Source organism: Campylobacter lari (genome assembly GCF_001017575.1).
GTDB classification, from domain to species: domain Bacteria; phylum Campylobacterota; class Campylobacteria; order Campylobacterales; family Campylobacteraceae; genus Campylobacter_D; species Campylobacter_D lari_C.
Window position 1 is genome coordinate 1,313,674 of sequence record NZ_CP011372.1, and the last position, 26,519, is coordinate 1,340,192.

Consider the following 26,519-nt stretch of genomic DNA (forward strand, 5'->3'; position numbering starts at 1 on the left):
TTCAAAGCTTTATCAAAGTTTTGTAATTTCAAGTCCAAATCGATCTTTAAAATCTTTAAAAGTAAATATCTTATCTTTACAAGGATAAGATATACTATCTTCTCTCATATCAAATATTTTATTTTTTACTTTTTCAAGTAATATAGGCAATTCTTTTTTAAATAAAGCTCTATCAGTCATTCTTAAACCATGATCTAAACTTTTTATATATCTACCGTCTATATCATTTTCATCTTTAACAATATGCAAAGTAGCATCAAGTCCGAGTTGATTATAAATTTCATACAAATTAGCCTTATGTTCAATTGGAGCTCCATCATCTTTTGCACTATGATAACTAACAAATATTATATTTTGATTTTTTGTACTTTGTAAATTTAAATGTTTTGAATTTAAAAGAACCCTTATCATATAACTATCATCACTCAAAAAGTAAGGAGAATTTTCATCTCTAGTCCAGTATTTTTTTACAAAACAAGAAAGTATATAGTTATTTCCTTTTATAAAATACTCAGCACAACCTGTCTCTCTACCCAATAAATGCGGTAAATGAGGTAGTGATACCCCTGAATTATCTATAACTCCATCAACATACCAAGGAGCAATCTTTGCACACATTAAAGCAAGATGACCACCATACGATCCACCTCCATAAATTTTAGGTAAAAATTTAAATTGAGGATGTTTTTCTATTATATCTTTTAAAGCATTTATGTGATCAATCGCTGCCATAATACCATAATTTTGATAGTCACCATTTGGTAAAATAAAATCACAAGAAAGATTAACTAGAAAATCTTTTTCTAATGCACCTTCATTTTTTATTTGCTCAACTCTCTCATCAAGTTTAAGCAAGCAATCTTTGAAATCATTTTTTTCATAATCTTCAATTAAAAGATTGCAAAGTTTTGCTATTTCACAAAAACTTTCCCAATCTTTTTTATTTGGAATCATTATTGGTTTATAATTTTCATCTATAGAAGGTCTAGCACTAAAACAATGATAAAAAACATTTATGACAACAACATCAAATTTTTTAGCAATATATTCTCTATCAAAATCTAAAAACGACATATTGGCATTTGCACCAAAGCCACCTATGATAAAAACAATAGCTTTCATTTGCTTGCTGTCATCATAGGTAACTCTATATTCTAATTTACTTTCTCTTTTTATATTTAGTTCTACATCATCACAAGAGTCTATGAAATAGGTTTCATTTTTAATCATATTAAGCCTTTTAAAATTAAAATTAAATTATACTTATTTTTTAATAAAATTAAAGAGAGTTTATGAAAAATCTTTGTATTATCCCTGCGCGTGGTGGTTCTAAACGTATTCCTAGAAAAAATATCATTGATTTTTTAGGAAAACCTTTGATTGCTTATAGCATAGAAAGTGCTTTAAATTCAGGTATTTTTGATGATGTGATCATTTCAAGCGATGATGATGAAATCATCGAAGTAGCTTTAAAATATGGCGCAAAAGTTCCTTTTGTGCGTAAAAAAGAACTAAGTGATGATTATGCAAGCTCAACCGCTGTAGTCCAAAATGCCATTACCACCCTAGAAGAGCAAGGTAAGAACTATAAAAATGTGTGCTGTTTATACGCTACTGCGCCACTTATAGATGAGTTTATCTTGCAAAAAGCTTTTGAGCAATTTAGTCAAGAAGAATGTAAATTTTTATTTTCAGCTTGTGAGTTTGAATACCCTATACAAAGAGGTTTTTACCTTGATGAACAAAATAAAGTTTATATGTTTGATGAGTCAAACTATAACAAACGCTCACAAGATCTTACTAAAGCTTATCATGATGGTGGTGCATTTTACTTTGGCAAAAAAGAAGCGTGGTTAGAAGAAGATTTTATGTTTAAACCTCACTCTAAAGCCTTTTTGCTTCCTAGAAATAAAATTTGCGATATTGATACTTTTGAAGACTTAGAATTTGCTAAAATACTATATCAATTCAACAAAGGCAAAATTTGAAAGTTCTTTTTAGAAGTGATAGTTCTAGCGCTATAGGGCATGGACACATTAAAAGAGATCTTTTACTAGCTAAACAATATCAAAATGTATCCTTTGCATGTTTGCCACTAAAAGGTTCTTTAATAGATGAAATTCCTTATCCTGTATATGAACTAACAAGTGCTAGCATATATGAGCTCATCAATCTCATCAAAAAGGAAAAATTTGATCTTTTAATCATCGATCATTATGAAATTACCGCTGATGATGAAAAACTCATAAAATTAGAAACAGGAATTAAAATTCTCAGTTTTGATGATGAGATAAAAGAACATTTTTGCGATATTTTACTTAATATCAATGCTTATGCTAAAGAAAGTGATTATGAAAATTTAGTGCCAAAATATTGTGAGTTAAGATGTGGCTTTTCTTATGCTCTAATACGCGATGAGTTTTATGAAGAAAGTAAGATAAAAAGAGAGAAAATTTATGATTATTTTATCTGTATAGGGGGAAGTGATCCAAAAAACATTTCCTTTGATATAGCAAACAAACTTAACAAAAACAAAACCATCATCATAGCTACCACAAAAGCAAATTCTCATCTAAACTCGCTTCAAAAATTAAGCCAAAAAAACCCTAATATACAAATTCTCATTGGCCATCATAATCTTGCAAGATTAATGAATGAAAGCAAAAAACTCATCATTAGCGCAAGCTCATTAGTCAATGAAGCTTTGATTTTAAAAGCAAATTTTAAAGCCATAGCCTATGCTAAAAATCAAGAAAAACTTGCAACATGGCTTGCTAAAAAAGGTTATGAGGTGGAAAGTTTTATATGATAGTTTTAAAAGATTTTATCCACTTAAACCAAGAAGAAATAGAGCTTGTTTTAAAATGGCGTAACGATGAAAGCATTGCCAAATTTATGAAAACACAAAATATCACTTTAAAAGAGCACTTAAGTTTTTTATCTAGTCTAAAAACGGATGCAACTAAAAAATATTTTTTAGTTTATGATGGCAAACAAACCATAGGTGTAATTGATTTTATTAATATAACCAACCATTCATGTGAATTTGGACTTTATGGTATAAAAAAAGGTATAGGTGAGCTTTTAATGCAAGAAGTTAAAAACTATGCTTTTAATGTTTTAAAAGTTCAAACTTTAAACGCTTGTGTTTTTAAAGAAAACACAAAAGCTTTAAATTTATATTTAAAGCATGGTTTTGAGGTTATTAAAGAAGATAATAATTTTTATTTTTTAAATTTAAACAATCCTTACAGGGATATCATTTTTTAAAAGCTCATTTTTAACATCATTTGGAGTATATTGGCTAAAATGAAATATAAAAGCACCGGCTAATGCATTTGCACCAAGTTGTATGGCTTTTACCCCATCTTGAGGTTTAGAAAGTCCCCCATTGATAATAAGTGGAATTTTTAATTTACCTTTGAAATACTCTAGTAATTCCCAATCATACCCTAAAGAACTTCCTTCTTTATCAACGCTTGTTAAAAGTATCTCCCCTGCTCCCAAAGATTCGTATTTTAATGCAAGCTCTAGTGGATCAATATCTAAAATTTCATTATTAAAAACTTTAAATTTATTTTTGTCTTTTTTTACATCAATCGAGCATACTACACAAGAACTTCCAAAAGTATTTGCCACTTTTTTAATAAAATCTGGGTTTTGTAAAGCTATAGAATTAATACTAATTTTATCAGCACCTATATCTAGCAATTTTCTAATATCTTCTAAAGTTCTAATCCCACCTCCAATAGTTAAAGGCATAAAACATTCATTAGCTATATCTTCTAAGCTTTCAAAATCTATAACGCCATTTTTATTAATATCCAAAACTATAAGCTCATCAACATTTCTAGCATTATATATCCTAGCTGTGCTTATTACATGCCCAATAGTTCTAAAAGAAGAAAAATTGATACTTTTTACAAGCTGATGATCTTTTAATAACACGCAAGGTATGATTCTTGTTTTAAGCATATTAGACCTTTAAATTTGCAAAATTTTCCAAAAGTTTCAAACCTACATTTTGACTTTTTTCAGGATGAAATTGCACAGCAAAAATATTATCTTTTTCAAAACTTGCACAAAAAGGTTTTTCATACTCACAAAAAGAAGTCTCCGCTCTCTCTAAACACTCTACATAATAAGAATGCACAAAATAAAAATCACTTTTTTCTAAAATTCCATCAAATAGCTTGCTTTTTTTGTCACTAAATTGTAAATCATCCCAACCACTGTGTAATAATTTTTCTTTACTTAAATCAAATTTCAAAACCCTTGCTTTTATAAAATCAAGCCCTTCGCACTCTCCTCCCTCATATCCCTTGCTAGCAAAAAGTTGCATACCAAGACAAATTCCTAAAATAGGTTTTTTATCTTTTAAAACACATTCTTTTAAAAGCTCATCTAGTGCAAGTTTTTTTAAATTTTCCATACCTTGTTTAAAAGATCCAACACCTGGTAAAATTAATTTAGAGGCATTTTTTATATCTTCTTTTTTAGAACTTATAATCACTTCTTGATTAAGTTTTTCAAAAGCTTTCAAAACAGATTTAAAATTTCCAAGATGATAATCAACAATACAAATCATTTCAAAACAAACTCATCTTTTTTTATCAACGATCCATCACTATCTCTTAAAAATTTACCATTTTCATCGCGTTTAAATATCTTTTTATTAGTATAAGAATCTACAATTTTTTCAAATTCTTTTTCACTAAAACCACTAAATTCCAAATACTTCTTAATGGCCTTTTTAGGTGGCTTTCCATCATATTTATTTACAAGCCTCACACCCTCTTCACGGCTAATATAACCAAGTCTTATATCCAAGCACGCATTATCCGTAGCTCTTCCAAAACCATATTTGCAGTATTTTAAATAATCATGCACATGATTTGAATAACAATCTAAATTTTCAAAATTCTCATAAGTAGTTTCAACTGGTTTTGTGCTAGTTTTAAAGCCATTATCTTGGGCTAATTTTAAATTATACTTATAATCCCATTTAAAATAATATCCCAAAAATAACCCTGTAACTCCTACTCTTTGAAGCTCTTCATCACTTGGATAAGTGTAAAAATACAAATCCTTTTCTCTAATCCCATCAACACCAATCATATCAGAAATTCTATTACCCAAAAGCCCACCAAATTCTTCAAGCCACTCTCTACCTAAAGTGTTTTTTTCTTTAGAACTAGCTGGTCCACCATATTCAATCTGCGGACTTTCCCCCAAATAATCAAAGGAATTTCAAAAGCAACAGCTATTTTTGGAACGCAAGTAAAAATTCCCAAATGGTTTTGCCATTCATTATCGCCCGTTCTTATAAAAGCTTCACGGGATAATTTTTTATACACTAAAGGATTTCTTTTGATATGGATCAAATCAACACCAAGATTATTTAAATTTTTTAAATTCTTTTTACCTATTTTAGTAGGGATACTTGGTTCAAAACAAACACACAAAGGATTAAGCCCAAGCTCAAGACATTTTAAAACTTGAAAAGTAGAATCCTTACCACCACTTACCCCTATCACACAATCATACACGGGATGTTTTTTATATTTTTTCACAAGTTCTAGAAATTCTTTTTCACGCTCTTGCCAGTTTATCTTATGATTTTTCGTTTCTTGCGAGTAACACGCATCACAAATCCCCTCATCATTAAAATGCAAATCAGGCTTAGTATCTGGCATAACGCATTTTTTACAAAATTTCATATTAACTCCAAAAAAATATTTGTAATCATCATAAATCGACTATGATTATATTTTCTAAAGCTAAATAAATTTTATTTTGTTACAATTTTTTTATTTAAAGGTTTATAAATTATGGATTTAACTTTACTTCCTTATATGATTATAGGGATTTTTTCAGGTATGGCTTCAGGAGTTTTTGGTATAGGCGGTGGTATGATTATCGTTCCTTTTATGCTTACTTTAGGACTTAGCTCTCATCATGCTGTTGCAATTTCTGTTGTACAAATGATTTTTGCTTCTATTTTTGGCTCCTATTTAAACTATAAAAAGAAAAATTTAATCTTAAAAGATGGTCTTATCATAAGCTTTGGAGGCTTTTTAGGTGCGATGTTTAGTGGGCTTTTACTCTCATATTTTTCAGATATAACCCTAACAAGTATTTTTCTATGCGTGAGTATTGTATTCTTTTTAAAATTTGCTTTTAATCAAAAAAGCACCATTGGAAACATTAGTCATTCTAATATCTTAAAAAATTCTATTTTGCTAATTTGTGGTATATTTACAGGAATTTTTGCCATATCTTTAGGGATTGGTGGTGGACTCTTAATCACCCCTATTCTAGCTTATTTTTTAGGCTATGATACTAAAAAAGTAGTACCACTTAGTCTGTTTTTTGTGATTTTTGCTTCCATTTCAGGAATTAGTTCTTTTGTATATAATGATATCATTGATAAAGAAGTCTTACAAAATGGAAGCTTGGTAGGACTTAGTTCCATGCTAGGAGTTTATCTTGGTATTAAAATCATGGAAAAAATCAACCTTAAATCTCACCGCATAGCACTTTTAGGCATTTACACTCTTTCTATAACTATGACTATTATAAGCTTGATTAAAAAGCTAAATTTATTTTAATCTATCAGCAAATTTTTGTCTATTGGAAGTATAGACAAAGCTTAAAACTTCTGCCACTGCTTTAAAAAGCTCTGGTGGGATAAGATCATTTACCTCACAAGATTTGTAAAGCTCTCTAGCCAAAGGAGGGTTTTCATAAATCATCACATTGTATTCATATGCCATATCTTTTATACGCAAAGCTAAAAAATCCACTCCTTTAGCTAAAACTTTTGGCGCAGCTTCTTTAGAACTATCATAACGCAAAGCAACCGCATAGTGAGTAGGGTTAGTGATCACCACATCAGCACTAGCAACATCTTGCACCATTCTGCGTCTTGCTGCTTCCATTTGCAGACGACGAATTCTTCCTTTTACTAAAGGATCTCCTTCGCTTTGTTTGTATTCATCTTTGATTTCTTGTTTACTCATGCGTAAATTTTTAAAGTATTGATACCTTACTAAAAGCACATCTAAAAGTCCAATAATCAAAAAAGCTATAATCACAATAGCTGCAAGTATAATAGCCTTATCTCTAAGCCATAAAAGTTGTGGATAAATCGTATAGAGCTCTACTCTAGGAAGCTCTTTCATAAATTGCAATAAAAAAATAAAAGCTATACCAAAAACAACTCCGACTTTAAGAGTAATTTTCAAAGCTTCAATGATTTTTTTTAAAGAAAAAAGATTTTTAAGCCCATTAATAGGATTAATTTTGTTAAAATTTGGAGTGATGGGCTTAGTGGTAAAAATAAAACCAAATTGCATTAAATTTCCAAGCACACCTGCTACCATAATTGTTAAAGTAATAGGTAAAACCATAATAAACATTTCTATCATGGTTTTTATAATAATTTTTTGCAGGATTTTTAAATCAAGTTCTATACCTATAAAACTTTGATAAAACCTATATAAACCACTAATTCTCTCGCCTATAAAAGGCATCATAAACAACACCACAACCACAGCTATAACAAGCACAGCCACAGCGGATGCATCTTGACTTTTTGGGACATTACCCTCTTTACGCGCATCTTCTATTTTCTTGGACGTGGGTTCTTCTGTTTTTTCTTGATCATCAGCAGCCATAAAAAACCTTTAAAAATTAAAGTAAAATTATAGCATTTAAATCCAAGTATAAACAAATTTGAATACTTGGATTTATTTCACTCTATTTTAAAACTTCTTCTTCCTAGCATCCTCTAAGATATCATTAGCTATTTTATTTACATTATCAGATATAGCTGCACTATCTTTTGCTATCTTTAAGTTCTCTTGGGTTACATGATCAATTTGTGCTACAGCATCATTTATTTGAGTAATACCTGTAGTTTGTTCTTTAATACTCTCACCCATTTCATTAATAGATTGAACTAAGATATTAGTATTAGCTTCAATCTCACCTAAAGACTTTTGAGTTCTTTCAGCTAGGTTTCTAACTTCATCTGCAACAACAGCAAAGCCACGACCGTGTTCTCCTGCACGAGCTGCTTCAATAGCAGCATTTAATGCAAGCAAGTTAATTTGATCTGCAATATCACCTATTATAGAAGTAACATTTTTAATCTCTTCACTTTGAGCAATAACTTCACTAGTTTTATGCGATACATTTTGCATAGAAGAAGTAATCTCTTCTAGTGCTGCTGCTGTTTCTTCTAAAGAAGAAGCTTGAGAAGATGAAGAATCTGTTAAGTTCTTAACAGCACTTTGTAATTTACCACTTTCATCTGCTAATAAAGAAGCAAATTCAGATGATTGTCTTAGCATAGCTACGATTTCTTGACCTAATACATTAGTAGTTACTTCAACTCCACCTTTAGCATTTTTAACTTCAGTAGTAAAGTCTAATGCCTTATAGCTATCAAATACTCTATTAATTTCATTCATATTAGAACCAACCTTTTGTTCTAATACATTTAGCATTTCATTTAATACATTTTTTAATTCTACTAATTGAGGATTAGCAGGAATTGCAGTAATTCTAGCTGTTAGATTACCACCTTCTATTTCTTTAGCTGTATCTACTGATTGTTCTACTGCTTTAGCATCTTGTTCTAATGCATTTTTAGTTTTGGTGATGTTTTCATTGATAGCTTTTGCCATAGCACCAAGCTCATCATTTGTTTTAACATCTATCATAGCTGAATCTTTAGTTTTATGATTGATGAAATCAAAGAAAGAGTTGAGACCGGTTTGGATTTTTTGTAGAGGGGATAAAAGCTTGCTTATAACAATTTTTATCAATACTAATGCAATTAATATAGCTACAAATGCAGCAAGCACTTGTTTAATTAAAGCACTATTTGCTTTTTCTGAATACACTTTTTCTTTAGTAACTGTACAAACTTTATATTTAGAACTGAAAGAATTTGTACACATAATCGCTTCCATAACTCCTTGTTCATTAGGTATATAAGCAATTGCGCTTTCGTTTTTTGGATCCAAAAACTGAGGGTTTGCTTTCATATATGCTGAAATGTTTTCGCTAAACTTATCTTTTTTACCTATTTTTTCAATTTCTGGATGAAAAAATGCATTTCCTTCTATATCATATATAGCTGTATATGCTTGAGAACTTTTTCCAACAGAAAGTACATCTTTTGAAAATCTTTCTAAATCATAATCTCCGCCAACTACACCTATAAATTGATTATTTTTAAACACAGGCACTGCATATGCAATTTTCATTTTACCATCTGCAAAACTAGAATACGGATCAGATACAATTAATTTTCCTTCTTTTTTTGCGTTAATATACCACGCTCTTGTTTTTACATCAAATCCTTTGGATTTATCTAAATAAGTATGATCAGACTTATAATGCTTTCCATTTTCTTCTAAAGCAAAATATATAATGTCAAAATTATTTGCTTTTTTAAATGCTTCTAAAATTTTATATATATTTCCATCATCAGAGAAATCTTGTTTTACTATCTCCTCTGCTAAAGTTGATATAGCTTTTCTTTTTGCATTTGAATAAATAGAAAAAACTTCAGCTGTGTCAAGCATTGTCTTTCTTTGTATTTCCTCTAAATAATCATAAGTATCTTCTTTTGCATTGTAATAACTCAATCCGTTAACCACTGCAAGAACTATCACACTCACAATCGCAATTACCAAGGTTAATCTACCTGTAATATTTTGAAACATTCTCACTCCTTATACTAAATGTCACGTTGATAAATAAGATTAAAATTGTATTATTTGATTTAAAATTGATAAAAAATATAATTTAAATAAAAAATGCAGAAATATTTTAAATATAAGATTAAATTATTCGAAAAAATAAAAGCCTACTTAGTAGGCTTTTGATTATAGTTTACCTTCGTTTTTACTTAGATAATCAGCTACGCCTTTAGGATCAGCTTTCATACCTTCATCACCTTTATTCCAACCTGCTGGGCAAACTTCACCATGCTCATTAGTAAATAACATAGTATCAACCATTCTAATCATTTCATCAATATTTCTTCCAAGTGGCAAATCATTAACTACTGCATGGCGAATTGTTCCATCAGCATCAAGCAAGAAAGAACCTCTTAAAGCAACTGCTTCTTCAAATAAAACATCAAAATTTCTAGCAATTTGTTTTGTTAAATCAGCTACTAAAGGAAATTTAACTTGGCCTATACCACCTTGATTTACAGGCATATTTTTCCATGCAAAGTGAGAAAATTCATTGTCGCAAGATATACCGATTACTTCAACACCTCTATCTTTAAAATCTTGATATCTTTTATCAAAAGCAATGATTTCAGACGGGCAAACAAATGTAAAATCTTTTGGATAGAAAAATACTACAGCACCTTTTGGTCCTATATTTTTATAAAGATTAAAATCTCCAACTATTTCATTATTACCTAATACAGCAGGTGCTGTAAAATCAATAGCTTTTTTAGTTACTACCATAATTTTTTCTCCTAATTAATAAATTTTATTTGTAACAAAATAATATCATTTGTAAATTTAAAAATTTATTAATTGTGTAAAATTACCCATAATTTAATTTTATTATCAAAATTAAAAGATTTTAAGAATAAAATTAAGACAATTTTGATAATCTTATATTCAATATTTAATATTAAGGAGTAAAAAATGGCAGTTAAAATTACTGATATTTGTATAGCATGTGGTTCTTGTATAGATGAATGCCCAGTAAGCGCAATCGTAGATGATGCAAACAATCCTGAGGGCGAAGATAGATATTATGTTTATGCTGATAAGTGCGTTGAATGTGTAGGACACAATGATCAGCCAGCCTGTGCAAGTGCTTGCCCAACTGATGGCTGTATTGTATGGAGTGATGTAGTTAGCGGACAACCAAGCCGTGATAACATCGGAAGTGACTTAAGAGACGGTTCAACTCCGGTATTTGCTTAACAAATTTAATGTAAGTATCTTGATTTCAAGTTACTTACAAACCTTTCAATAACTCTAAACTTTTATATAATTTTAAAGCATTTTTTGGTATAATTAACTCTTTTATAAACATAAAACTTATTTAAATTAAGGGGACGATTTTGGAAAAAACACTTTCTATTATTAAACCTGATGCAGTTAAAAAAGGTGTTATTGGTCAAATTTTAACACGCTTTGAAAGCAATGGTCTAAGAATAGCAGCAACAAAAAAAATACAGCTTTCAGAAAAAGAAGCTCAAGAATTTTATGCTGTACACAAAGATAGACCTTTTTTCAAAGATTTAGTTGAATTTATGATCAGTGGTCCAGTTGTGGTTTCTGTTTTAGAAGGCGAAAATGCTGTATTAAAAAACAGAGAATTAATGGGTGCTACAAATCCAAAAGAAGCAGCTCCTGGTACTATTAGAGCAGATTTTGCAGATAGTATTGATGCAAATGCGGTTCATGGAAGCGATAGCTTGGAAAATGCAAAAATTGAAATAGAATTTTTCTTTTCAAAAACTGAAATTTTATAATGAAAATTGCCTTTGCAAAACTTAGCTCTGTAGCTTATCCTTTTAAACTAGATCTTGATAATATAGTTTTTGAAGGAACTATTACAAAAGTTAATCCAAAATTAGCAAAAGTAAAAGCTAGTTTTAAAGGATTTACTTATAGAAACTGCGATCGGTGTGGCGATGAAATGGAGCTTGAAATCGATCAAAATGTAGAGCTTTTTGCAAGTGATGGAATTTTTAAAGATGAAAATAACACTTTAAGTGACACTATGGAGTTTTTTGACTCTCATGTAGATTTAATAGAACTTGCCACAAGCGAGTTACAATCTTATTTAAGTGATTATTTTTATTGTAATAAATGTTTAAATTAATAAAGGAGTAAAAAATGGCAGTACCTAAGAGAAGAGTGAGCAAAACTCGTGCAGCAAAACGCAGAACTCATTATAAAGTTACCCTACCTATGCCTATAAAAGACAAAGATGGTAGCTATAAAATGCCTCACCGTGTAAATCCAGTAACCAAGGAATATTAATAACGATGACAAGCATTGCTATTGATGCAATGGGAGGTGATTTTGGGGAAAAACCTATTATAGAAGGCGTAATTCAGGCTTTAAAAGAGCGTGAATTTAAAGCTATCTTGGTAGGAGATCCTCAAAAGCTTAAAACCTTAATCCCTCAAGAATTAAACTCATATATAGAATATGAAGAGGCTTTTGATGTATTTGCTATGGAAGAAAATTCCACAGATGCATTAAAAAGAAAAGATAGTACTATCTACAAGGCCATAGAGCTAGTAAAAAATCAAAAAGCAAAAGCTGTTGTTTCTGCTGGGCATAGTGGTGCTACCATGAGTTTAGCCACATTAAGACTTGGAAGATTAGCAAATATTGCTAGACCTGCAATAGCTACCTTAATGCCAAATATCCATTCAAGAACACTTGTATTAGATGTTGGAGCAAATGTTGATTGTAAAAGCGAGCATTTATTTCAATTTGCTATTATGGGCGAAGCCTATGCTAAAGAGATTTTAAAAATTACTAAACCTAGAGTTGCTTTACTATCAAATGGTGAAGAAGAATGTAAGGGAAATGAGCTTACCAAAGAAACTCATCAACTCTTAAAACAACTTCCAAATTTTGTCGGAAATGCCGAAGGTAGAGATATCTTTAATGGCACTATAGATGTATTAGTATGCGATGGGTTTAATGGGAATATTTTACTTAAAACAGGTGAAGGTGTAGCAAGTGTTATTACAAAGCTTCTAAAACAAGAAATTCAAAAATCTTTTTTAGCAAAACTTGGCTATCTTTTAGCAAAACCAGCTTTTAATGAACTAAAAACTCATATTGATTATGAAGAATATGGTGGAGCCCCACTTTTAGGCATAAAAGAATGTGTCATTATAAGTCATGGAAAAAGTGGTCCAAAAGCTATAAAAAATGCTATTTTTCAAGCATTAAATTTCACACAATCAAATATAAATCAAACTATAGAAAAAGAACTTTCTAATTATGAAATCAACTAAAGCTTCCTTAAAAAGTATAGCTTCTTATATTCCTACAAAAACTCTGAGTAATTTTGACTTAGAAAAAATGGTTCAAACTAGTAATGAATGGATATTAAGAAGAACTGGTATAGAACAAAGACGTATAGCAAATGATGATGAGAATACAAGCGATCTTGGTACTAAAGCAGCTATTAAAGCCATACAAAGAGCTAATTTAAATCCTCAAGATATAGATGCAATCATCGTAGCTACTTTAAGCCCTGATTATTTTACCATGCCATCAACTGCGTGCAAAATCGCTCATAATTTAGGCTTAAAAAATATCACCGCTTTTGATATTTCTGCTGCATGCTCAGGGTTTATTTATCTTTTAGAGCTTGCAAAATCTATGGTTGAAAGTGGTGCCAAAAAAAATGTATTAATCATAGGGGCTGAAAAAATTAGTTCTATCATGGATTATACTGATAGAAGCATTTGTGTTTTATTTGGTGATGGAGCTGGTGCTGGGGTTGTGTCATTAGATGATAATTTCCCTATCATAGATACTCATACTGCAAGTGATGGAGAATTTGGAGGTTTATTAATGACTCAAAGATCTCAAAAAAGCAGTATCTGCTCTCCACTTTCCATGCAAATGAAGGGAAATGAAGTATTTAAAATCGCAGTGAATACTCTAAGTAATGATGTTGTTGAAATTCTTACCAAAAATGATATAAAAAGCGAAGAAATTGATCTTTTTATACCTCATCAAGCTAATTTAAGAATTATCAAAGCCGTACAAGAAAAATTAAATTTTAAAGATGAACAATGTGTAGTTACTGTTCAAAAATATGGCAATACCTCAGCCGCCTCAATTCCTATGGCAATGAATGATGCTTATGAGCAAGGTCGTTTAAAACAAGGTTCGCTAGTATTACTTGATGCTTTTGGTGGTGGTTTTACTTGGGGTTCAGCACTACTTCGTTTTGGCGGAGAAAATAACAAATAAGTCTTTTTTTACTTATTTGTTATTTAAAAGTTCCAATTTGATCCAATACAGACTTTCTAGTTTGATTATCCGAAGAATCTACGCGGATATAAAATTCAACCCTATTATTTATTTCATCTTCTTTGTTTGCACCTAAAGGATAGTTATCTCCAAAACTAACCACTATAAGTTGAGCTGGATTAATCCCTTTAGCAATCAAATAATCAGTCACAACTTGAGCCCTTTTGCTTGCTAAATCAAAATTCCTTTTAGGATCTTTATCGCTTGCATCAGTATAACCTCTAAGTTCTATTTGAGCTTGTTTTGGCATTCTTTTTAAAACTTCACTAATACGCTTTAAAAAATCTTGCACATCTACTGAGTCAATCTCAGTACTACCTCTAGCAAATTCAACTCTTGCAGGTAAATTTAAAACTATATTATTTTCTCTTTGATCTAAAGCTGCTTTTAGTTTTTCTATATTTTCTTGTTGAGTAATACTTAATTTTTTAAGCTTCTCAAGTTCTTCAACATTTGCATTAGATGGTGCACTATATTTATTATGCACTTCACTTTCTTTTTCTAAAGGACTAGAAGCAGTAAATTCAAAAATTTTAACAAATTCAGTTTTTAAGGCTTCAGTTTTAGCAGGATTACTTTCAGAAATCGCCCAAAGAGCAATGAAAAGTGCTAAAAGCAAACTTAAAAAATCTGCATAAGGTACAGCCCATTTTTCACCTGCTGGACATTCTGGGCATTTATGTTTTTTTCCCATTTTTAACTCTTACTTATCAAACTGAGAAATTCTAGGCTCGCCTTGTCCAAGATAATTAAACAATTTAGCCTCTAAATCTCTAGGATTAGCTCCCTCAGCAATACTCACAATAGCATGTGAGATAACTATCCTTTCTTTGATTAGTTCATGCGCATTAGCTTTAATTTTATGTCCCCAAGGACCAAATAAAGCATAAGCACCAAAAATCCCAGTTACTGTTGCAGTAAATGCCCCTGCAATACCTGCTGCCATAGCTTGAGGATCATCTAAGAGTTGCAATGCAAGCATAAGCCCCATAACCGCACCAACAAGACCCATAGTAGGACAAGTCTCACCAAAGCGTATCCAATATTCAGCAGTTTCTTTATAGTATTCTTCCATTTCTTCTATTTGGATTTCCATGCTTTCTTTAATCTCTTCCACACTCTTACCATCAACCATCATCATCATGGTTTCTTTTAAAAACTCATTATCAATTTCATTAGTTTTTGATTCTAAAGCCAAAAGCCCATCTCTTCTTGCTATGATAGAGTATTCTACAAGCTCAGCTATCCTTTGACTTAAATTTACCCCTGCACCTTTAAAGGCAAGTTTTAATTCTTTATAAGCTGCTTTAACAAATTTTTTATGCGTTGCTGTCATCGCACAAAAAGCCGCAGTTGGAACCACGATCAAAAACGAACTTAAGTGCAAAACATGCAAAGGGTTACCACCCTCTAAAATATCCCCTACAGAAATACTAACAACAGCTAATACCATCCCAAGTATGGTTGAAAGATCCATTAGTTATTCTCCTTATTTTAATGCGCCCCAATTTTTGGCAATACTTGATGAAGTTTTTAATTTAACTTTTAATTTTACAATATTTTCCATAATATCACTAGCATTTTTTGCAAATTCCTCACAAAGTTCATCTTTTACCTCAAAAATAAGCTCATCATGAATTTGTAAAATCAAGCGTTTATTTTCATCTAAATCTTTTGCAATTTCTATCATTGCAAGTTTTATTATATCGGCAGCAGAGCCTTGAAGTGTAGAGTTAATGCTCTCTCTTTCATACATTGCCACATGCATAGGCTTTGCATTTTCAAAATCAAAATAACGCTTACGGCCTAGTAAGGTACTTATAAAACCATTTTGTTTAGCTTCATTTTTTACCTTTTCAAAATAAGTTTTAATACTAGTAAAATTCTCAAAATATTTTTCAATATATTCTTTAGCTAACTTTGCTTCTATTTTTAAATTTTGACTCAAAGTCTTATAACCCATGCCATAAATAAGACCAAAATTTATGCTTTTAGCAATACTTCTTGTCTCATAATTACTATGACCAAAGATCATAATAGCAGTTTTTGCATGAATATCCTCATCATTTAAAAAGGCCTCTAACAACTTTTCATCTTCGCTAAAATGCGCCAGCATTCTAAGCTCAATTTGTGAATAATCAAGTGAAATAAAACTAAATCCTTCTTTTGCTACAAAACAGGATTTATAATCTTTAGCATATTGACCATGCGCAGGGATGTTTTGTAAATTTGGATCCTTTGATGAAAGGCGCCCAGTAGCTGTTCCTGTTTGTAAAAAGCTTGAGTAAATTCTTGAGTTTTCATCTTTTTTAGCTAATTTTAACAAAGGTTCACAATAAGTAGAAACTAATTTTGCAAGCTCTCTATAAGCTAAAATTTCTTTTACAATCGGATGGTTATCTAAAATAGCATTTAAAACCTTTTCATCAGTAGAATAACCTGTTTTACTTTTTTTACCACTTGGTAGCTTTAGTTTTTCAAATAAAATATCCCCTACTTGTTTAGGAGAGTTAATATTGAATTTTTCACCCGCTAAATCATATATTTTTTCACTTAATATTTTGATATCTTGATTAAAACTTTGCATTAAGCTTTCAAGCTTTTGAGTATCAAGCTTAATGCCGTTATTTTCCATCATAATAAGCACTTTGATAAATTCAAACTCACTTTTTTGTGCAAGTTCAAGTAAAGGTTTTTCTAAATTTTTTAAAAAATACAGATAAAATCTTAAAGTAACATAAGCATCCTCGGCTGCATATTTACAAGCTTTTTCTACATCCACTCCTGCAAAGTTTTCTCCTTTTTTTACCAAATCTTCAAAATGCAAAGTCTCATAATCAAACAATCTTTTTGCTAAATCATCCATATTTACACGCAAACTTGGCTCTTTAAGCCATGCAAGTATCATAGTATCAGCATAATTTTTTGGAGGAAGTAGATTAAAATTATTTTTTATAATCTCAAAATCATATTTAAGATTATGTCCTATAACCATGCTTTGATATATTTTTTCTATACCCCTTTTAGCCACTTGCATAGAAATTTGCTTACAAACACCTAAATAATCATGCGCAAGTGGCACATAAAAGGCTTCACTTTCATGAAAACAAAAACTAAACCCTACTATCTTAGCTTCTTTAGTATCTAAGCCCGTAGTTTCAGTGTCAAAAGCAACAATGCTTTGATCATCAATTTTTTCTAAAATTTCAAATAATTCTTTCTCATCTAAAATTAATCTTGCATTAAATCCTAAATTTTTATCTTTATTAGTAGGATTAGTGCGTAGTTTTTTCAATAAAGCATTTAATTCATAATACTCTAAAATATCCATAATCTTAAGCAAAGGTTCATCTTTTGGATACTCGCAATTTAAAAGCATATTTTTCACATCTAAATCTTCGTACAAAGAAGCAAGTTTTTTACTCAAAAAGGCATTTTCTTTGCCCTCAAGCAATAAATTACGACTTCTTTCATTACGCACTAGTGTTAAGTTTTCATAAATTCCCTCAATACTTTCAAACTCATCAAGTAAATTCTTAGCACCCTTAGCACCAATTCCTTTTACCCCTGGGATATTATCTGAGCTATCTCCACATAGAGCTAAAAAATCTCTTATTTGGCTAGGTTTTACCCCATATTTTTCCAAACATCCTGCTTCATTGTAATCATTTTTTGAAATAGGACTATAAATACTAACTTTATCATCTTTTATAAGTTGATATAAATCTTTATCTTGAGTGATAATTCTTATAAAAATATCCTTATTTTCACACTCTTTAACCAAAGATGCTATGATATCATCAGCCTCATAGCCTTCGCAAGAAAAACTTGAAAAACCCATTTTTTCTATCATTTGAATACAAATTGGAATTTGAGCTAATAAATCAGGTGGAGGTGGGGTGCGGTTGATTTTATAATTTGGATCAATTTCACTTCTAAAAGTTTTTCCTTTACTATCAAGAGCAAAAATAATCATATCACTAGGATGTTCATTTTTCAAACTATAAATAAAATTAGCAAAACCGCTAATCATATTACTAGGCTCGCCTTTTGAATTTTTCAAACCCTTTAAAGCATAAAAAAGTCTAAAGAAAAAGCCAAAAGTATCAATTATGGTTAAAGTTTTCATTTGTTTCCTATATTAAAAAATAATAACAATAATTATCGCCCAAAATTATTTAAAAGTCGGTAAAAAGTATTAAATTTCCATTTTAAGCATTTTAGATAAAATTATCATTTTGAAATTTCAAATAAAGGTTTAATCTTGCAAACAAAATCAATCGCGGATGAAAATTTTCAAACTCCACAAGGAAAAAAAGCCTTCAAAAAGGCTGTGTTTTCATGTTGGCTAGGAACTGCTATGGAATATGCAGATTTTGCACTTTATGGCTTAGCTGCAGCTACTGTTTTTTCAGAAGTTTTCTTTCCTGAGCAAACTCCTGTTATAGCATTATTGCTTAGTTTTGTTACTTATGGTATAGGTTTTATTGCTAGACCTATTGGAGCTTTATTTTTTGGATATTTAGGAGATAAATACGGAAGAAAAAATGTATTGATGAGCACCATTGCATTAATGGGTATTTCAACTACTTTAATTGGTTTTATACCAAGTTATGCAGTAATTGGAATTTGGGCTCCTATATGTTTGGTTATTTTGCGTTTTATGCAAGGCTTTGGCGCAGGTGCTGAGCTTTCAGGTGGGACTGTCATGCTTGGAGAATACGCTCCTAGTAAGCATAGAGGTTTAATCTCTTCTATCATCGCTCTTGGATCAAATAGTGGAACCTTACTTGCAGCTTTTGTATGGCTTTTAGTTACAAGTATGGATGATGCTAGTTTTAAAGAATGGGGATGGAGAATTCCTTTTATAGGAAGTATTTTTATAGCACTTTTTGCTGTTTATATGCGTTTAAATGTAAAAGAAACTCCTGTTTTTGAAAAACAAAAAGAATTAATGCTAAAAATTCGTCATGAAAATGAAGTGCATATGAAAAAAGATGAAAGAACTTTTTGGCAAAAAAGTCGCGCATTTTGGACTATGGTAGGTATAAGGATAGGAGAAAATGGGCCATCTTATCTTGCACAAGGCTTTATAGTAGGCTATGTAACTAAAATTTTACTTCTTGATAAATCAGTAGCCACAACTGCTGTTGTTATCGCTTCTTTAGTAGGATTTTTAGTTATACCTTTAGCAGGATATTTAAGTGATAAATTTGGAAGACGCATTACTTATAGAACCTTTTGCTTGCTTTTAATGCTTTATGCCTTCCCTGCTTTTATGCTACTTGATAGTAAAAATGAAATTATCGTGATTTTAACTATCATCGTAGGCATGTCTTTGGCATCTTTAGGGATTTTTGGCGTGCAAGCTGCGTGGGGTGTGGAGCTTTTTGGAGCAAAAAATCGCTATACCAAAATGGCACTAGCAAAAGAATTTGGCTCTATACTTTCAGGAGGAACTGCTCCTATGATAGCTTCAGCTTTGCTTGCTTATTATGGCACTTGGTGGCCAATAGCCTTGTATTTTGTTATCACCGCAGGAATTGGTTTTATCACTACTTTCTTTGCACCAGAAACTAGAGGCAGGGATTTAAATTTAATAGAAGATGCGATATGATACGCCTTATTTTAGATACTGATATAGGTAATGGCGTAGCAGGGGCTAATACCGATGATGGTTTAGCCCTTGGGCTTATTTTAGCCTCTAAAGAAATCAAACTTGAGATGATTAGCACTTTAAGTGGTAATGTACAAGCTTTAACCGCTTATAGTGTTGCTAAAGATTTATTAAATAAGCTTAATCTAGATATACCTTTGTATTTAGGTGCCCATGAAGCTTTATGTGAAGATAGTCATTTTTGGAGACAAAGACTAGATAAAAGCGTAGAAGAGTTTAAGCTTACTCATCTTTGGGATCATATAAAACCTATAAAAATCTTAGAAAACATAAGCCCAAATGCTTGTATAAAAATGGGTGAGCTTATTATGCAAAATCCAGGTGAAATTTCCATTTGTGCTATAGGTCCTTTAACAAATATAGCCATAGCGATGAAGCTTTTTAAAGACTTTGATAAAAATGTGAAAGAAATTTTTATCATGGGTGGAAGTTTTGATATGCCTTATCATATCAAAGATACAAATTTTGGTTTTGATCCTGAAGCTGCTAGTATAGTTTTAAACTCAAGAGCTAAAATCACACTTGTTCCTTATAATGCAACAATGCAAACTATGCTCACACATGAAGATTTAAATGCTTTAGAAAATCAAAATCCTCTTTGTGATTTTTTAGTACAGACTTTAAGAGTTTGGATTGATTATGCAAGCAAAACAAGAGGTACAAATGGCACATGGATACATGATGCATTAACTATTGCTTATATGCTTGATCCTAATTTAGCAAATTTTGATGAGTATTTAGTAGATGTCATTTGTGATAGTACTTTTGCTAGAGGAAGCACGATAAGGTGTTTTAAAGATGCAAAAATGCCTATGAAAAATCATAAATTAAAAAATGCTATAAAAGTTTTAAAAGATATTGATAATGCTAGACTTTTAAATCTTTTAAAATCAAGACTTTTAAATGGAATTTGCTATGAAAATTACAAAAGCATAACGGCTTAATTTACCCAAGGCTATAAAAATACTTGCTTTTAAAAAAGAATACTTAGCAAATCCAAGCCCTAGTGCAAAAAGATCTCCCACTATGGGCAAAAAAGTAAAAAAAGCATACAAAGAACCAAATTTTTTAAAGTTTGCATTGATTTTTTCTAATTTATACAAAGAGCCTTTAAAATATTTTTCTAAAATTTGACTCTCTCCAAAATAAGCTAACGCATAAGTACTTAAACTACCCAAAGTATTTCCCAAACTTGCTACAAATAAAACCATACAAGCATTAAAATCTAATTTTACAAAAGCAAGCACAAAAGCCTCACTTGCCATAGGCAAAAGCGTGCTAGAGAGAAAACATACTATAAAAAGTCCTATATAGCTTATATCATTATATAAAAAATCAAACATTACAAATTTTCTTAGTGTTTATTTTTCAAACTATCATTTTAAAGAATTTTTAATAACAATTATCTTAGAATGTAAAGTCATTTGGCAATTTTTTAAAAGGAAAAACTATGGAAAGGAAAAAATTTTCTAAACTAAATTTAGAATACTCATTTAACAAAGCTTCTTTTTCTTGGCGTTAAGCCTACTACTACATTTTCAATCATTTTTTATTTTACATTTTTAGTTTTAGTTGATCATTTTTTATTTTACATTTTTAGTTTTAGTTGATCATTTTTGATTTTAAATTATTAATCATTCCAAGGAAATACTATGAAAAAATATTATGGAAAATTTGGTGGGCAATTTGTGCCAAATGAAGTAAAAATAGCATTAGATGAAGTAGAAAAAGCTTTTTTAAAACTCAAAAAAGATAAAGATTTTAACACAGAATTAAAAGAACTCTTAGCTAATTATGTGGGAAGACCTACGCCTTTATACCATGCTAAAAATTTAAGCAAGCTTTATAATCATGAAATTTATTTAAAAAGAGAAGACTTAACTCACACAGGAGCTCATAAGATCAACAATGCCATAGCTCAAGCCTTAATGGCAAAGAAAATGAATAAGAAAAAAATTATTGCAGAAACCGGAGCAGGACAACACGGGCTTGCAACAGCTACTGCAGCAGCACTTTTGGGACTTGAATGTGAGATATTTATGGGAGCTATTGATGTAAAAAGACAAGCCTTAAATGTCTATAAAATGGAGCTTTTAGGAGCAAAAGTTCATGCGGTAGAAAGTGGAAGTAAAACTTTAAGCGATGCAGTAGATGAGGCTTTAAATTTTTGGGTTAAAAATACCAAAGAAGTATTTTATGTAGTAGGAAGTGCAGTAGGACCTTATCCTTATCCGCAAATTGTTACGCATTTTCAAAGTATTATAGGTAAAGAATGTAAAATGCAACTTAGAAAATTAAATAAAAAAGTTGATTACATCATAGCAGCAGCTGGAGGTGGTAGCAATGCTGCTGGAATTTTTCATGCATTTTTAAAAGATGAAAAAGTTAAACTCATAGGCGTTGAGGCGGCAGGTTTAGGAAAAGATACACCTTATCATGCAGCCACACTTACTAAAGGTAAAGAAGGTATTATCCATGGTATGAAAACTAAGGTTTTACAAGATGATAAAGGAAACATTGCTCATACTTTTAGCATCTCTGCTGGACTTGATTACCCTGGCATAGGTCCTTTGCACGCATATTTACAAGAAAGTAAAAGAGCAAGTTATCATGCTATTAGTGATGATGAGTGTATTAATGCTTTAAAATTATTATGTAAAGAAGAAGGTATTATACCCGCTATTGAAAGCTCACATGCATTAGCTTATCTAGAAAAACTTTGTCCGACTTTAAAGAAAAAAAGTGTGATAGTTATAAATCTTTCAGGAAGAGGCGATAAAGATATGCAAAGTATTTATGAGTATAAAAAAGGTGAAATTTATGGTTGAAGGATAACTTCAACCAATTTATTTTTTTGTGTTTTTTAACTCTAAATTTAGATAATACCCCGTATAAGAACCACTTTTTTCATGATTTTTTGCAAGCTCTTCAACGCTACCTTTAGCTATAACCTTACCACCTTTAACCCCACCTTCAGGTCCCATATCGATGATATAATCAGCATTTTTAATCACATCTAAATTATGCTCTATCACAAACACACTATTTCCAAGATCAACTAAATGTTGCAAAACTAAAATAAGCTTATTAACATCTTCAAAATGAAGTCCTGTTGTAGGTTCATCTAAAATATAAAGAGTTTTTCCCGTATCGCTTCTGCTTAATTCTTTGGCTAGCTTAATACGCTGAGCCTCCCCACCACTTAAAGTAGTTGCATTTTGTCCTAAGGTAAGATAATCAAGCCCAACTTTTACCAAAGTATCAAGCTTTTGCTTTATCTTTGGCACAGAAGTAAAAAACTCACTTGCTTCAATAATACTCATATTTAAAACATCAGCTATGCTTTTACCTTTATATTTGATCTCTAAAGTTGCATCATTATATCTTTTACCATTACAAACATCACAAGTTACCATCACATCAGGCAAAAAGTGCATTTCGATTTTAATTTCACCATCGCCACTACACTTTTCACATCTTCCACCTTTAACATTAAAAGAAAAACGCCCTGCTTTATAACCTCGCATTTTAGCTTCTTTAGTAGCTGCAAAAAGATTACGAATTTCATCCATAGCGCCTGTATAAGTAGCAGGATTTGAACGTGGGGTGCGACCTATAGGACTTTGATCAAGATAAATCACTTTATCAAGTTTTTCCAAACCTTCTATTTTAGCTCCACTTAGTTTTTTAACTTTTTTAGCACGGTTAAGCTCTTCTTTTGCAAATGGAAGCAAAGTTTGTAAAATTAATGAGCTTTTACCACTTCCTGAAACACCTGTAATTGCTACAAGATTGTGTAATGGAAAATCTACACTTAAATTTTGAATATTATTAATACTCACATCTTTTAAACTAATAAAATCTTTTTGTTCTCTATTTTTTTGATGAGCAATTTGCTTTTTGCCACTCATATAAAGGGCGGTTTGACTTTTGCTTTTTAATAATTCTTTATAAGTCCCACTAAATACTACCTCACCGCCAAATTTACCAGCATTTGGACCAATATCTACGATAAAATCTGCCTCTTCTATGGTCATTTTATCATGCTCAACTACGATTAAAGTATTACCCTTTTGCTGAAGATTTCTTAAAGTTTTAATGAGTTTTGCCGTATCTCGCTCATGCAAACCAATGCTAGGCTCATCTAAAACATACATTACTCCACTTAAACCACTACCAATTTGAGATGCTATACGAATTCTTTGAGCCTCACCCCCACTAATGGTTCTTGCATCACGCCCTAAAGATAAATACCCAAGTCCTACATCATAAAGAAAAAATAATCTTTCATTAATTTCTTTAAAAATAGGTTTAGCTATCAATCTTTCTTGCTCACTCAAATACGCAAAATTAGCTTCTTTTGAAAAAAATGCAGTGGTATTTTCTATGCTCATATCTAAAATTTCACCCAAATTTTTTTCAGCTACTTTTACAGCTAAACTCTCAGCTCTTAAACGATGACCATTGCAATCTTTACAAGTTTTTTCGCTCATATACTCGCTTAAATCTTTTTCATCTTTTAGCATTTCATAGGCATATTTAACCGCACCTTCAAATTTGCGATTTAAACGATGTCTTTTCCATAAAAAGTTAATTTCTTTGGCATTACCATAAAGTACTAGACGCTTTTCTTCTTCACTTAACTCATTATATGGAATTTTTACCCTGATATCATTTTGCTCACAAAAAGCCATTAAAAACTTATAATAATAACTTTTATTAAACCCATATAAAAGCTTTATAGCTCCTGCTTCTAAGCTTAATTCTTCATTGATAAGCTTTTTCATATCTAGCGTATATCTTATACCAAGACCATCACAACTTGGACAAGCGCCTTTTGGAGAATTAAAAGAAAAACTCAAAGGCTCAAGCAAAGGAAAAGAAATTTTACAATCAAAACAAGCATTATGCTCACTATAATGAAAATGTTTAGGTATATCTAATTCTTCATTATTCAAAACTTCAATTTCCACTTCACCAAAGCTCTCACTAAGACCTTTTTCTATATCGCTTGCAAGTCTTGCTAGCATATCATCTTGCACTTCAAGCCTATCTATTACAAGTTTTATTGTATGTTTTTTGGTTTTAGCAAGCTCAATATCCTCATCAAGACGTGTTAAAACCCCATCAATTTGCGCTCTAACATAGCCTTTTGCGACTAAATTTTCCAAAAGATCTGCAAAAGTTCCCTTTTTTTCTTTAATCAACGGTGCATAAATGATGATTTTTGCCCCTTTTGGAAGCTTTAAGATTTCACCTACGATATCTGCTGCACTCATAGATGAGATTTTTTGGCCACATTGATGACAATGTTGTGAGCCAATCCTTGCATACAAAAGTCTTAAATAATCATAAATTTCAGTAATAGTTCCAACAGTTGATCGAGGATTTTTAGAAGTTGTTTTTTGATCAATAGCAATAGCAGGAGTTAAACCTTCTATTTTATCAACATTTGGCTTACCCACTTTATCTAAAAACTGCCTTGCATAAGCACTTAAACTTTCAATATAGCGACGTTGTCCTTCTGCATAAAGCGTGCCAAAGGCTAAAGTGGATTTACCACTTCCACTAAGTCCTGTAAATACTATGAGTTTATTTTTAGGAATTTCTAGGTTGATATTTTTAAGATTATTTTCCTTAGCACCAATGATACTTATTTTGTCATTATTCATAAAAATCCTCTTTTTACCTAATCAAGCATGTTTTTTAGCAAAAGCTTTCATGAATTCACTTAACTTTTGAACCTTTTCAATGCTGATAGAATTATAAATACTAGCGCGAATTCCACCTAAAATTTTATGCCCTTTAAGACCTATCATACCATTTTCTTCAGCTTCTTTTACAAAAACTGGCTCTAAGTTTTTATCACGATTTATGTTAAAACTAACATTCATTAGCGATCTATCTTCTTTTTTAGCATGACCTTTATAAAAACCATTACTCTCATCAATCACATCGTATAAAATTTTAGCCTTTTGTATGTTTTGCTCATTGATTTTATCTAAACCACCTTGGTTTAAAAGCCATTTCATTTCAAGATTAAACATATATACAGCAAAGGTCGCAGGTGTATTAAATAAAGAATTATTTTCAGCATAAACACTGTATTTTAACATACTAGGTATATTTTTGTTTTTACTACGCTCTATCATATCTTTACGCACAAATGCACAAGCAAGTCCTGAAATTCCTGCATTTTTTTGTACTCCACCAAAAAGCATAGCAATATTAGAAAAATCTATCTTTTTAGAGAAAAAATCACTAGAAGCATCAATTATCAAAGGACTTTTAGTCTTTGGATAGTTTTTATACTGAGTTCCATAAATGGTATTGTTAGAGCATATATAAGCATAATCTGCATTATCGCTAAATTCAAATTGTGGGATATGATCAAACTCACTTTCTTGGCTACTTGCTACTATTTTTGTATTTACTCCTAAAATTTCAGCCTCTTTAATAGCCTTTTTAGTCCAAACTCCTGTATTAACAAATTCACAAACTCCACCCATATATAAATTCATAGGTATCATAGCAAATTGCAAACTAGCTCCACCTTGCATTAAAAGCACTTCATAATCATCATTTACACCATAAAGCTCTTTTGCCATTTTAATAGCTTCAAAATGCACTTCTTCAAAAACCCTTCCACGATGAGAAACTTCCATAATAGAAAAGCCTTTGCCATGATAATCAAACAAATGCTCCTGTGCTTCTTTTAAAACCTCATCAGGCAGATTTGAAGGACCTGCACTAAAATTCATTACTCTCATTTTGTCTCC

Annotated in this window: 25 protein-coding genes and 2 pseudogenes; 13 read left to right on the forward strand and 14 right to left on the reverse strand. The window is 30.9% G+C overall.

What is annotated here, in order from left to right; translation table 11 throughout:
- Positions 1-12: 12 nt before the first annotated feature.
- Entirely contained in the window at positions 13-1,230 is a 1,218-nt protein-coding gene (locus tag CD56_RS06770) for a DUF2920 family protein (protein WP_047208597.1), read from the reverse strand.
- Between the two features lie 62 nt (positions 1,231-1,292).
- On the opposite strand from CD56_RS06770, the gene pseF reads away from it, so the two are divergent.
- Genes pseF through pseH form a run of 3 tightly spaced genes read left to right on the forward strand, consistent with a single transcriptional unit; the run spans position 1,293 to position 3,270 of the window.
- Positions 1,293-1,988: a pseudaminic acid cytidylyltransferase gene (pseF, locus tag CD56_RS06775; RefSeq protein ID WP_047208598.1), complete on the forward strand. Its 696-nt coding sequence runs from the start codon at positions 1,293-1,295 to the stop codon at positions 1,986-1,988.
- Entirely contained in the window at positions 1,985-2,809 is an 825-nt protein-coding gene (gene pseG / locus CD56_RS06780) for a UDP-2,4-diacetamido-2,4,6-trideoxy-beta-L-altropyranose hydrolase (RefSeq protein ID WP_047208599.1), read from the forward strand. Before pseF ends, pseG begins: the two co-directional genes overlap by 4 nt.
- Positions 2,806-3,270, forward strand: coding sequence for a UDP-4-amino-4,6-dideoxy-N-acetyl-beta-L-altrosamine N-acetyltransferase (gene pseH / locus CD56_RS06785; RefSeq protein WP_047208600.1), 465 nt, complete (start codon positions 2,806-2,808; stop codon positions 3,268-3,270). Before pseG ends, pseH begins: the two co-directional genes overlap by 4 nt.
- Here pseH and CD56_RS06790 read toward each other — a convergent pair.
- The 3 genes and pseudogenes from CD56_RS06790 to pseA all read right to left on the reverse strand — a co-directional run bounded on the left by CD56_RS06790 (position 3,238) and on the right by pseA (position 5,720).
- A complete protein-coding gene (locus CD56_RS06790) occupies positions 3,238-3,975 on the reverse strand; it encodes a HisA/HisF-related TIM barrel protein (protein ID WP_047208601.1) in 738 nt (245 codons plus the stop codon). The genes pseH and CD56_RS06790 overlap by 33 nt on opposite strands.
- Before the next feature lies 1 nt (position 3,976).
- Complete coding sequence (hisH, locus tag CD56_RS06795; RefSeq protein ID WP_047208602.1) at positions 3,977-4,588, reverse strand: imidazole glycerol phosphate synthase subunit HisH; 612 nt, start codon at positions 4,586-4,588, stop codon at positions 3,977-3,979.
- A pseudogene (gene pseA, locus CD56_RS06800) lies at positions 4,585-5,720 on the reverse strand (pseudaminic acid biosynthesis protein PseA). The gene hisH and the pseudogene pseA overlap by 4 nt, the downstream one beginning before the upstream one ends.
- A gap of 111 nt (positions 5,721-5,831) precedes the next feature.
- Here pseA and CD56_RS06805 point away from each other — a divergent pair.
- Positions 5,832-6,611: a sulfite exporter TauE/SafE family protein gene (locus tag CD56_RS06805; RefSeq protein ID WP_047208603.1), complete on the forward strand. Its 780-nt coding sequence runs from the start codon at positions 5,832-5,834 to the stop codon at positions 6,609-6,611.
- Here CD56_RS06805 and flhB read toward each other — a convergent pair.
- The 4 genes and pseudogenes from flhB to CD56_RS06820 all read right to left on the reverse strand — a co-directional run bounded on the left by flhB (position 6,603) and on the right by CD56_RS06820 (position 10,499).
- The gene (gene flhB / locus CD56_RS06810) at positions 6,603-7,679 is read right to left on the reverse strand and encodes a flagellar biosynthesis protein FlhB (protein ID WP_047208604.1); all 1,077 of its coding nucleotides are present in this window, start codon (positions 7,677-7,679) and stop codon (positions 6,603-6,605) included. The two genes, CD56_RS06805 and flhB, sit on opposite strands and share 9 nt — an antisense overlap.
- Before the next feature lie 87 nt (positions 7,680-7,766).
- Positions 7,767-8,981, reverse strand: a complete 1,215-nt coding sequence (locus CD56_RS08565) for a methyl-accepting chemotaxis protein (RefSeq protein ID WP_407712416.1) — start codon at positions 8,979-8,981, stop codon at positions 7,767-7,769.
- Positions 8,982-9,026: 45 nt separating this feature from the next.
- Positions 9,027-9,740 (reverse strand): annotated as a pseudogene (locus tag CD56_RS08570) (cache domain-containing protein); the annotation flags it as partial.
- Between the two features lie 162 nt (positions 9,741-9,902).
- Positions 9,903-10,499: a peroxiredoxin gene (locus CD56_RS06820; protein ID WP_039619163.1), complete on the reverse strand. Its 597-nt coding sequence runs from the start codon at positions 10,497-10,499 to the stop codon at positions 9,903-9,905.
- Between the two features lie 186 nt (positions 10,500-10,685).
- Between CD56_RS06820 and CD56_RS06825 the strand changes: the two genes are divergently transcribed.
- The 6 genes from CD56_RS06825 (at position 10,686) to CD56_RS06850 (ending at position 14,003) form a co-directional block, all read left to right on the forward strand.
- On the forward strand, positions 10,686-10,970 hold the full coding sequence (locus tag CD56_RS06825; protein WP_039619165.1) for a ferredoxin, 4Fe-4S: 285 nt from the start codon (positions 10,686-10,688) through the stop codon (positions 10,968-10,970).
- Between the two features lie 140 nt (positions 10,971-11,110).
- Entirely contained in the window at positions 11,111-11,524 is a 414-nt protein-coding gene (ndk, locus tag CD56_RS06830) for a nucleoside-diphosphate kinase (RefSeq protein ID WP_039642239.1), read from the forward strand.
- Entirely contained in the window at positions 11,524-11,877 is a 354-nt protein-coding gene (locus tag CD56_RS06835; protein ID WP_039619169.1) for a DUF177 domain-containing protein, read from the forward strand. Before ndk ends, CD56_RS06835 begins: the two co-directional genes overlap by 1 nt.
- Positions 11,878-11,891: 14 nt before the next feature.
- The gene (gene rpmF / locus CD56_RS06840; protein WP_012662034.1) at positions 11,892-12,038 is read left to right on the forward strand and encodes a 50S ribosomal protein L32; all 147 of its coding nucleotides are present in this window, start codon (positions 11,892-11,894) and stop codon (positions 12,036-12,038) included.
- A 5-nt stretch (positions 12,039-12,043) separates the two neighbouring features.
- Positions 12,044-13,033: a phosphate acyltransferase PlsX gene (plsX, locus tag CD56_RS06845; protein ID WP_047208606.1), complete on the forward strand. Its 990-nt coding sequence runs from the start codon at positions 12,044-12,046 to the stop codon at positions 13,031-13,033.
- Positions 13,020-14,003 (forward strand): beta-ketoacyl-ACP synthase III, encoded by a 984-nt coding sequence (locus CD56_RS06850; RefSeq protein WP_047208607.1) that lies wholly within the window; start codon positions 13,020-13,022, stop codon positions 14,001-14,003. The genes plsX and CD56_RS06850 overlap by 14 nt, the downstream gene beginning before the upstream one ends.
- Before the next feature lie 19 nt (positions 14,004-14,022).
- Here CD56_RS06850 and motB read toward each other — a convergent pair whose 3' ends face one another.
- The 3 genes from motB to polA are packed head-to-tail and all read right to left on the reverse strand — an operon-like array spanning position 14,023 to position 18,192.
- Positions 14,023-14,757: a flagellar motor protein MotB gene (motB, locus tag CD56_RS06855; RefSeq protein WP_047208608.1), complete on the reverse strand. Its 735-nt coding sequence runs from the start codon at positions 14,755-14,757 to the stop codon at positions 14,023-14,025.
- A 9-nt stretch (positions 14,758-14,766) separates the two neighbouring features.
- Positions 14,767-15,540, reverse strand: coding sequence for a flagellar motor stator protein MotA (gene motA / locus CD56_RS06860; protein ID WP_039619177.1), 774 nt, complete (start codon positions 15,538-15,540; stop codon positions 14,767-14,769).
- A gap of 12 nt (positions 15,541-15,552) precedes the next feature.
- Positions 15,553-18,192, reverse strand: a complete 2,640-nt coding sequence (polA, locus tag CD56_RS06865; protein WP_047208609.1) for a DNA polymerase I — start codon at positions 18,190-18,192, stop codon at positions 15,553-15,555.
- Positions 18,193-18,324: 132 nt separating this feature from the next.
- Here polA and CD56_RS06870 point away from each other — a divergent pair, with 132 nt between their 5' ends.
- A complete protein-coding gene (locus CD56_RS06870; RefSeq protein ID WP_087691011.1) occupies positions 18,325-19,680 on the forward strand; it encodes an MFS transporter in 1,356 nt (451 codons plus the stop codon).
- On the forward strand, positions 19,680-20,684 hold the full coding sequence (locus CD56_RS06875) for a nucleoside hydrolase (protein WP_047208820.1): 1,005 nt from the start codon (positions 19,680-19,682) through the stop codon (positions 20,682-20,684). Before CD56_RS06870 ends, CD56_RS06875 begins: the two co-directional genes overlap by 1 nt.
- Here CD56_RS06875 and CD56_RS06880 read toward each other — a convergent pair.
- Positions 20,640-21,083: a YqaA family protein gene (locus CD56_RS06880; protein ID WP_047208610.1), complete on the reverse strand. Its 444-nt coding sequence runs from the start codon at positions 21,081-21,083 to the stop codon at positions 20,640-20,642. The genes CD56_RS06875 and CD56_RS06880 overlap by 45 nt on opposite strands.
- A 309-nt stretch (positions 21,084-21,392) precedes the next feature.
- Between CD56_RS06880 and trpB the strand changes: the two genes are divergently transcribed.
- The gene (trpB, locus tag CD56_RS06885; protein WP_047208611.1) at positions 21,393-22,568 is read left to right on the forward strand and encodes a tryptophan synthase subunit beta; all 1,176 of its coding nucleotides are present in this window, start codon (positions 21,393-21,395) and stop codon (positions 22,566-22,568) included.
- Positions 22,569-22,586: 18 nt separating this feature from the next.
- Here the strand turns inward: trpB and uvrA are convergent, their stop codons facing one another.
- Both uvrA and serC read right to left on the reverse strand, forming a co-directional pair.
- A complete protein-coding gene (uvrA, locus tag CD56_RS06890) occupies positions 22,587-25,412 on the reverse strand; it encodes an excinuclease ABC subunit UvrA (protein WP_047208612.1) in 2,826 nt (941 codons plus the stop codon).
- Between the two features lie 21 nt (positions 25,413-25,433).
- On the reverse strand, positions 25,434-26,510 hold the full coding sequence (serC, locus tag CD56_RS06895) for a phosphoserine transaminase (protein WP_047208613.1): 1,077 nt from the start codon (positions 26,508-26,510) through the stop codon (positions 25,434-25,436).
- Between the last annotated feature and the right edge of the window lie 9 nt (positions 26,511-26,519).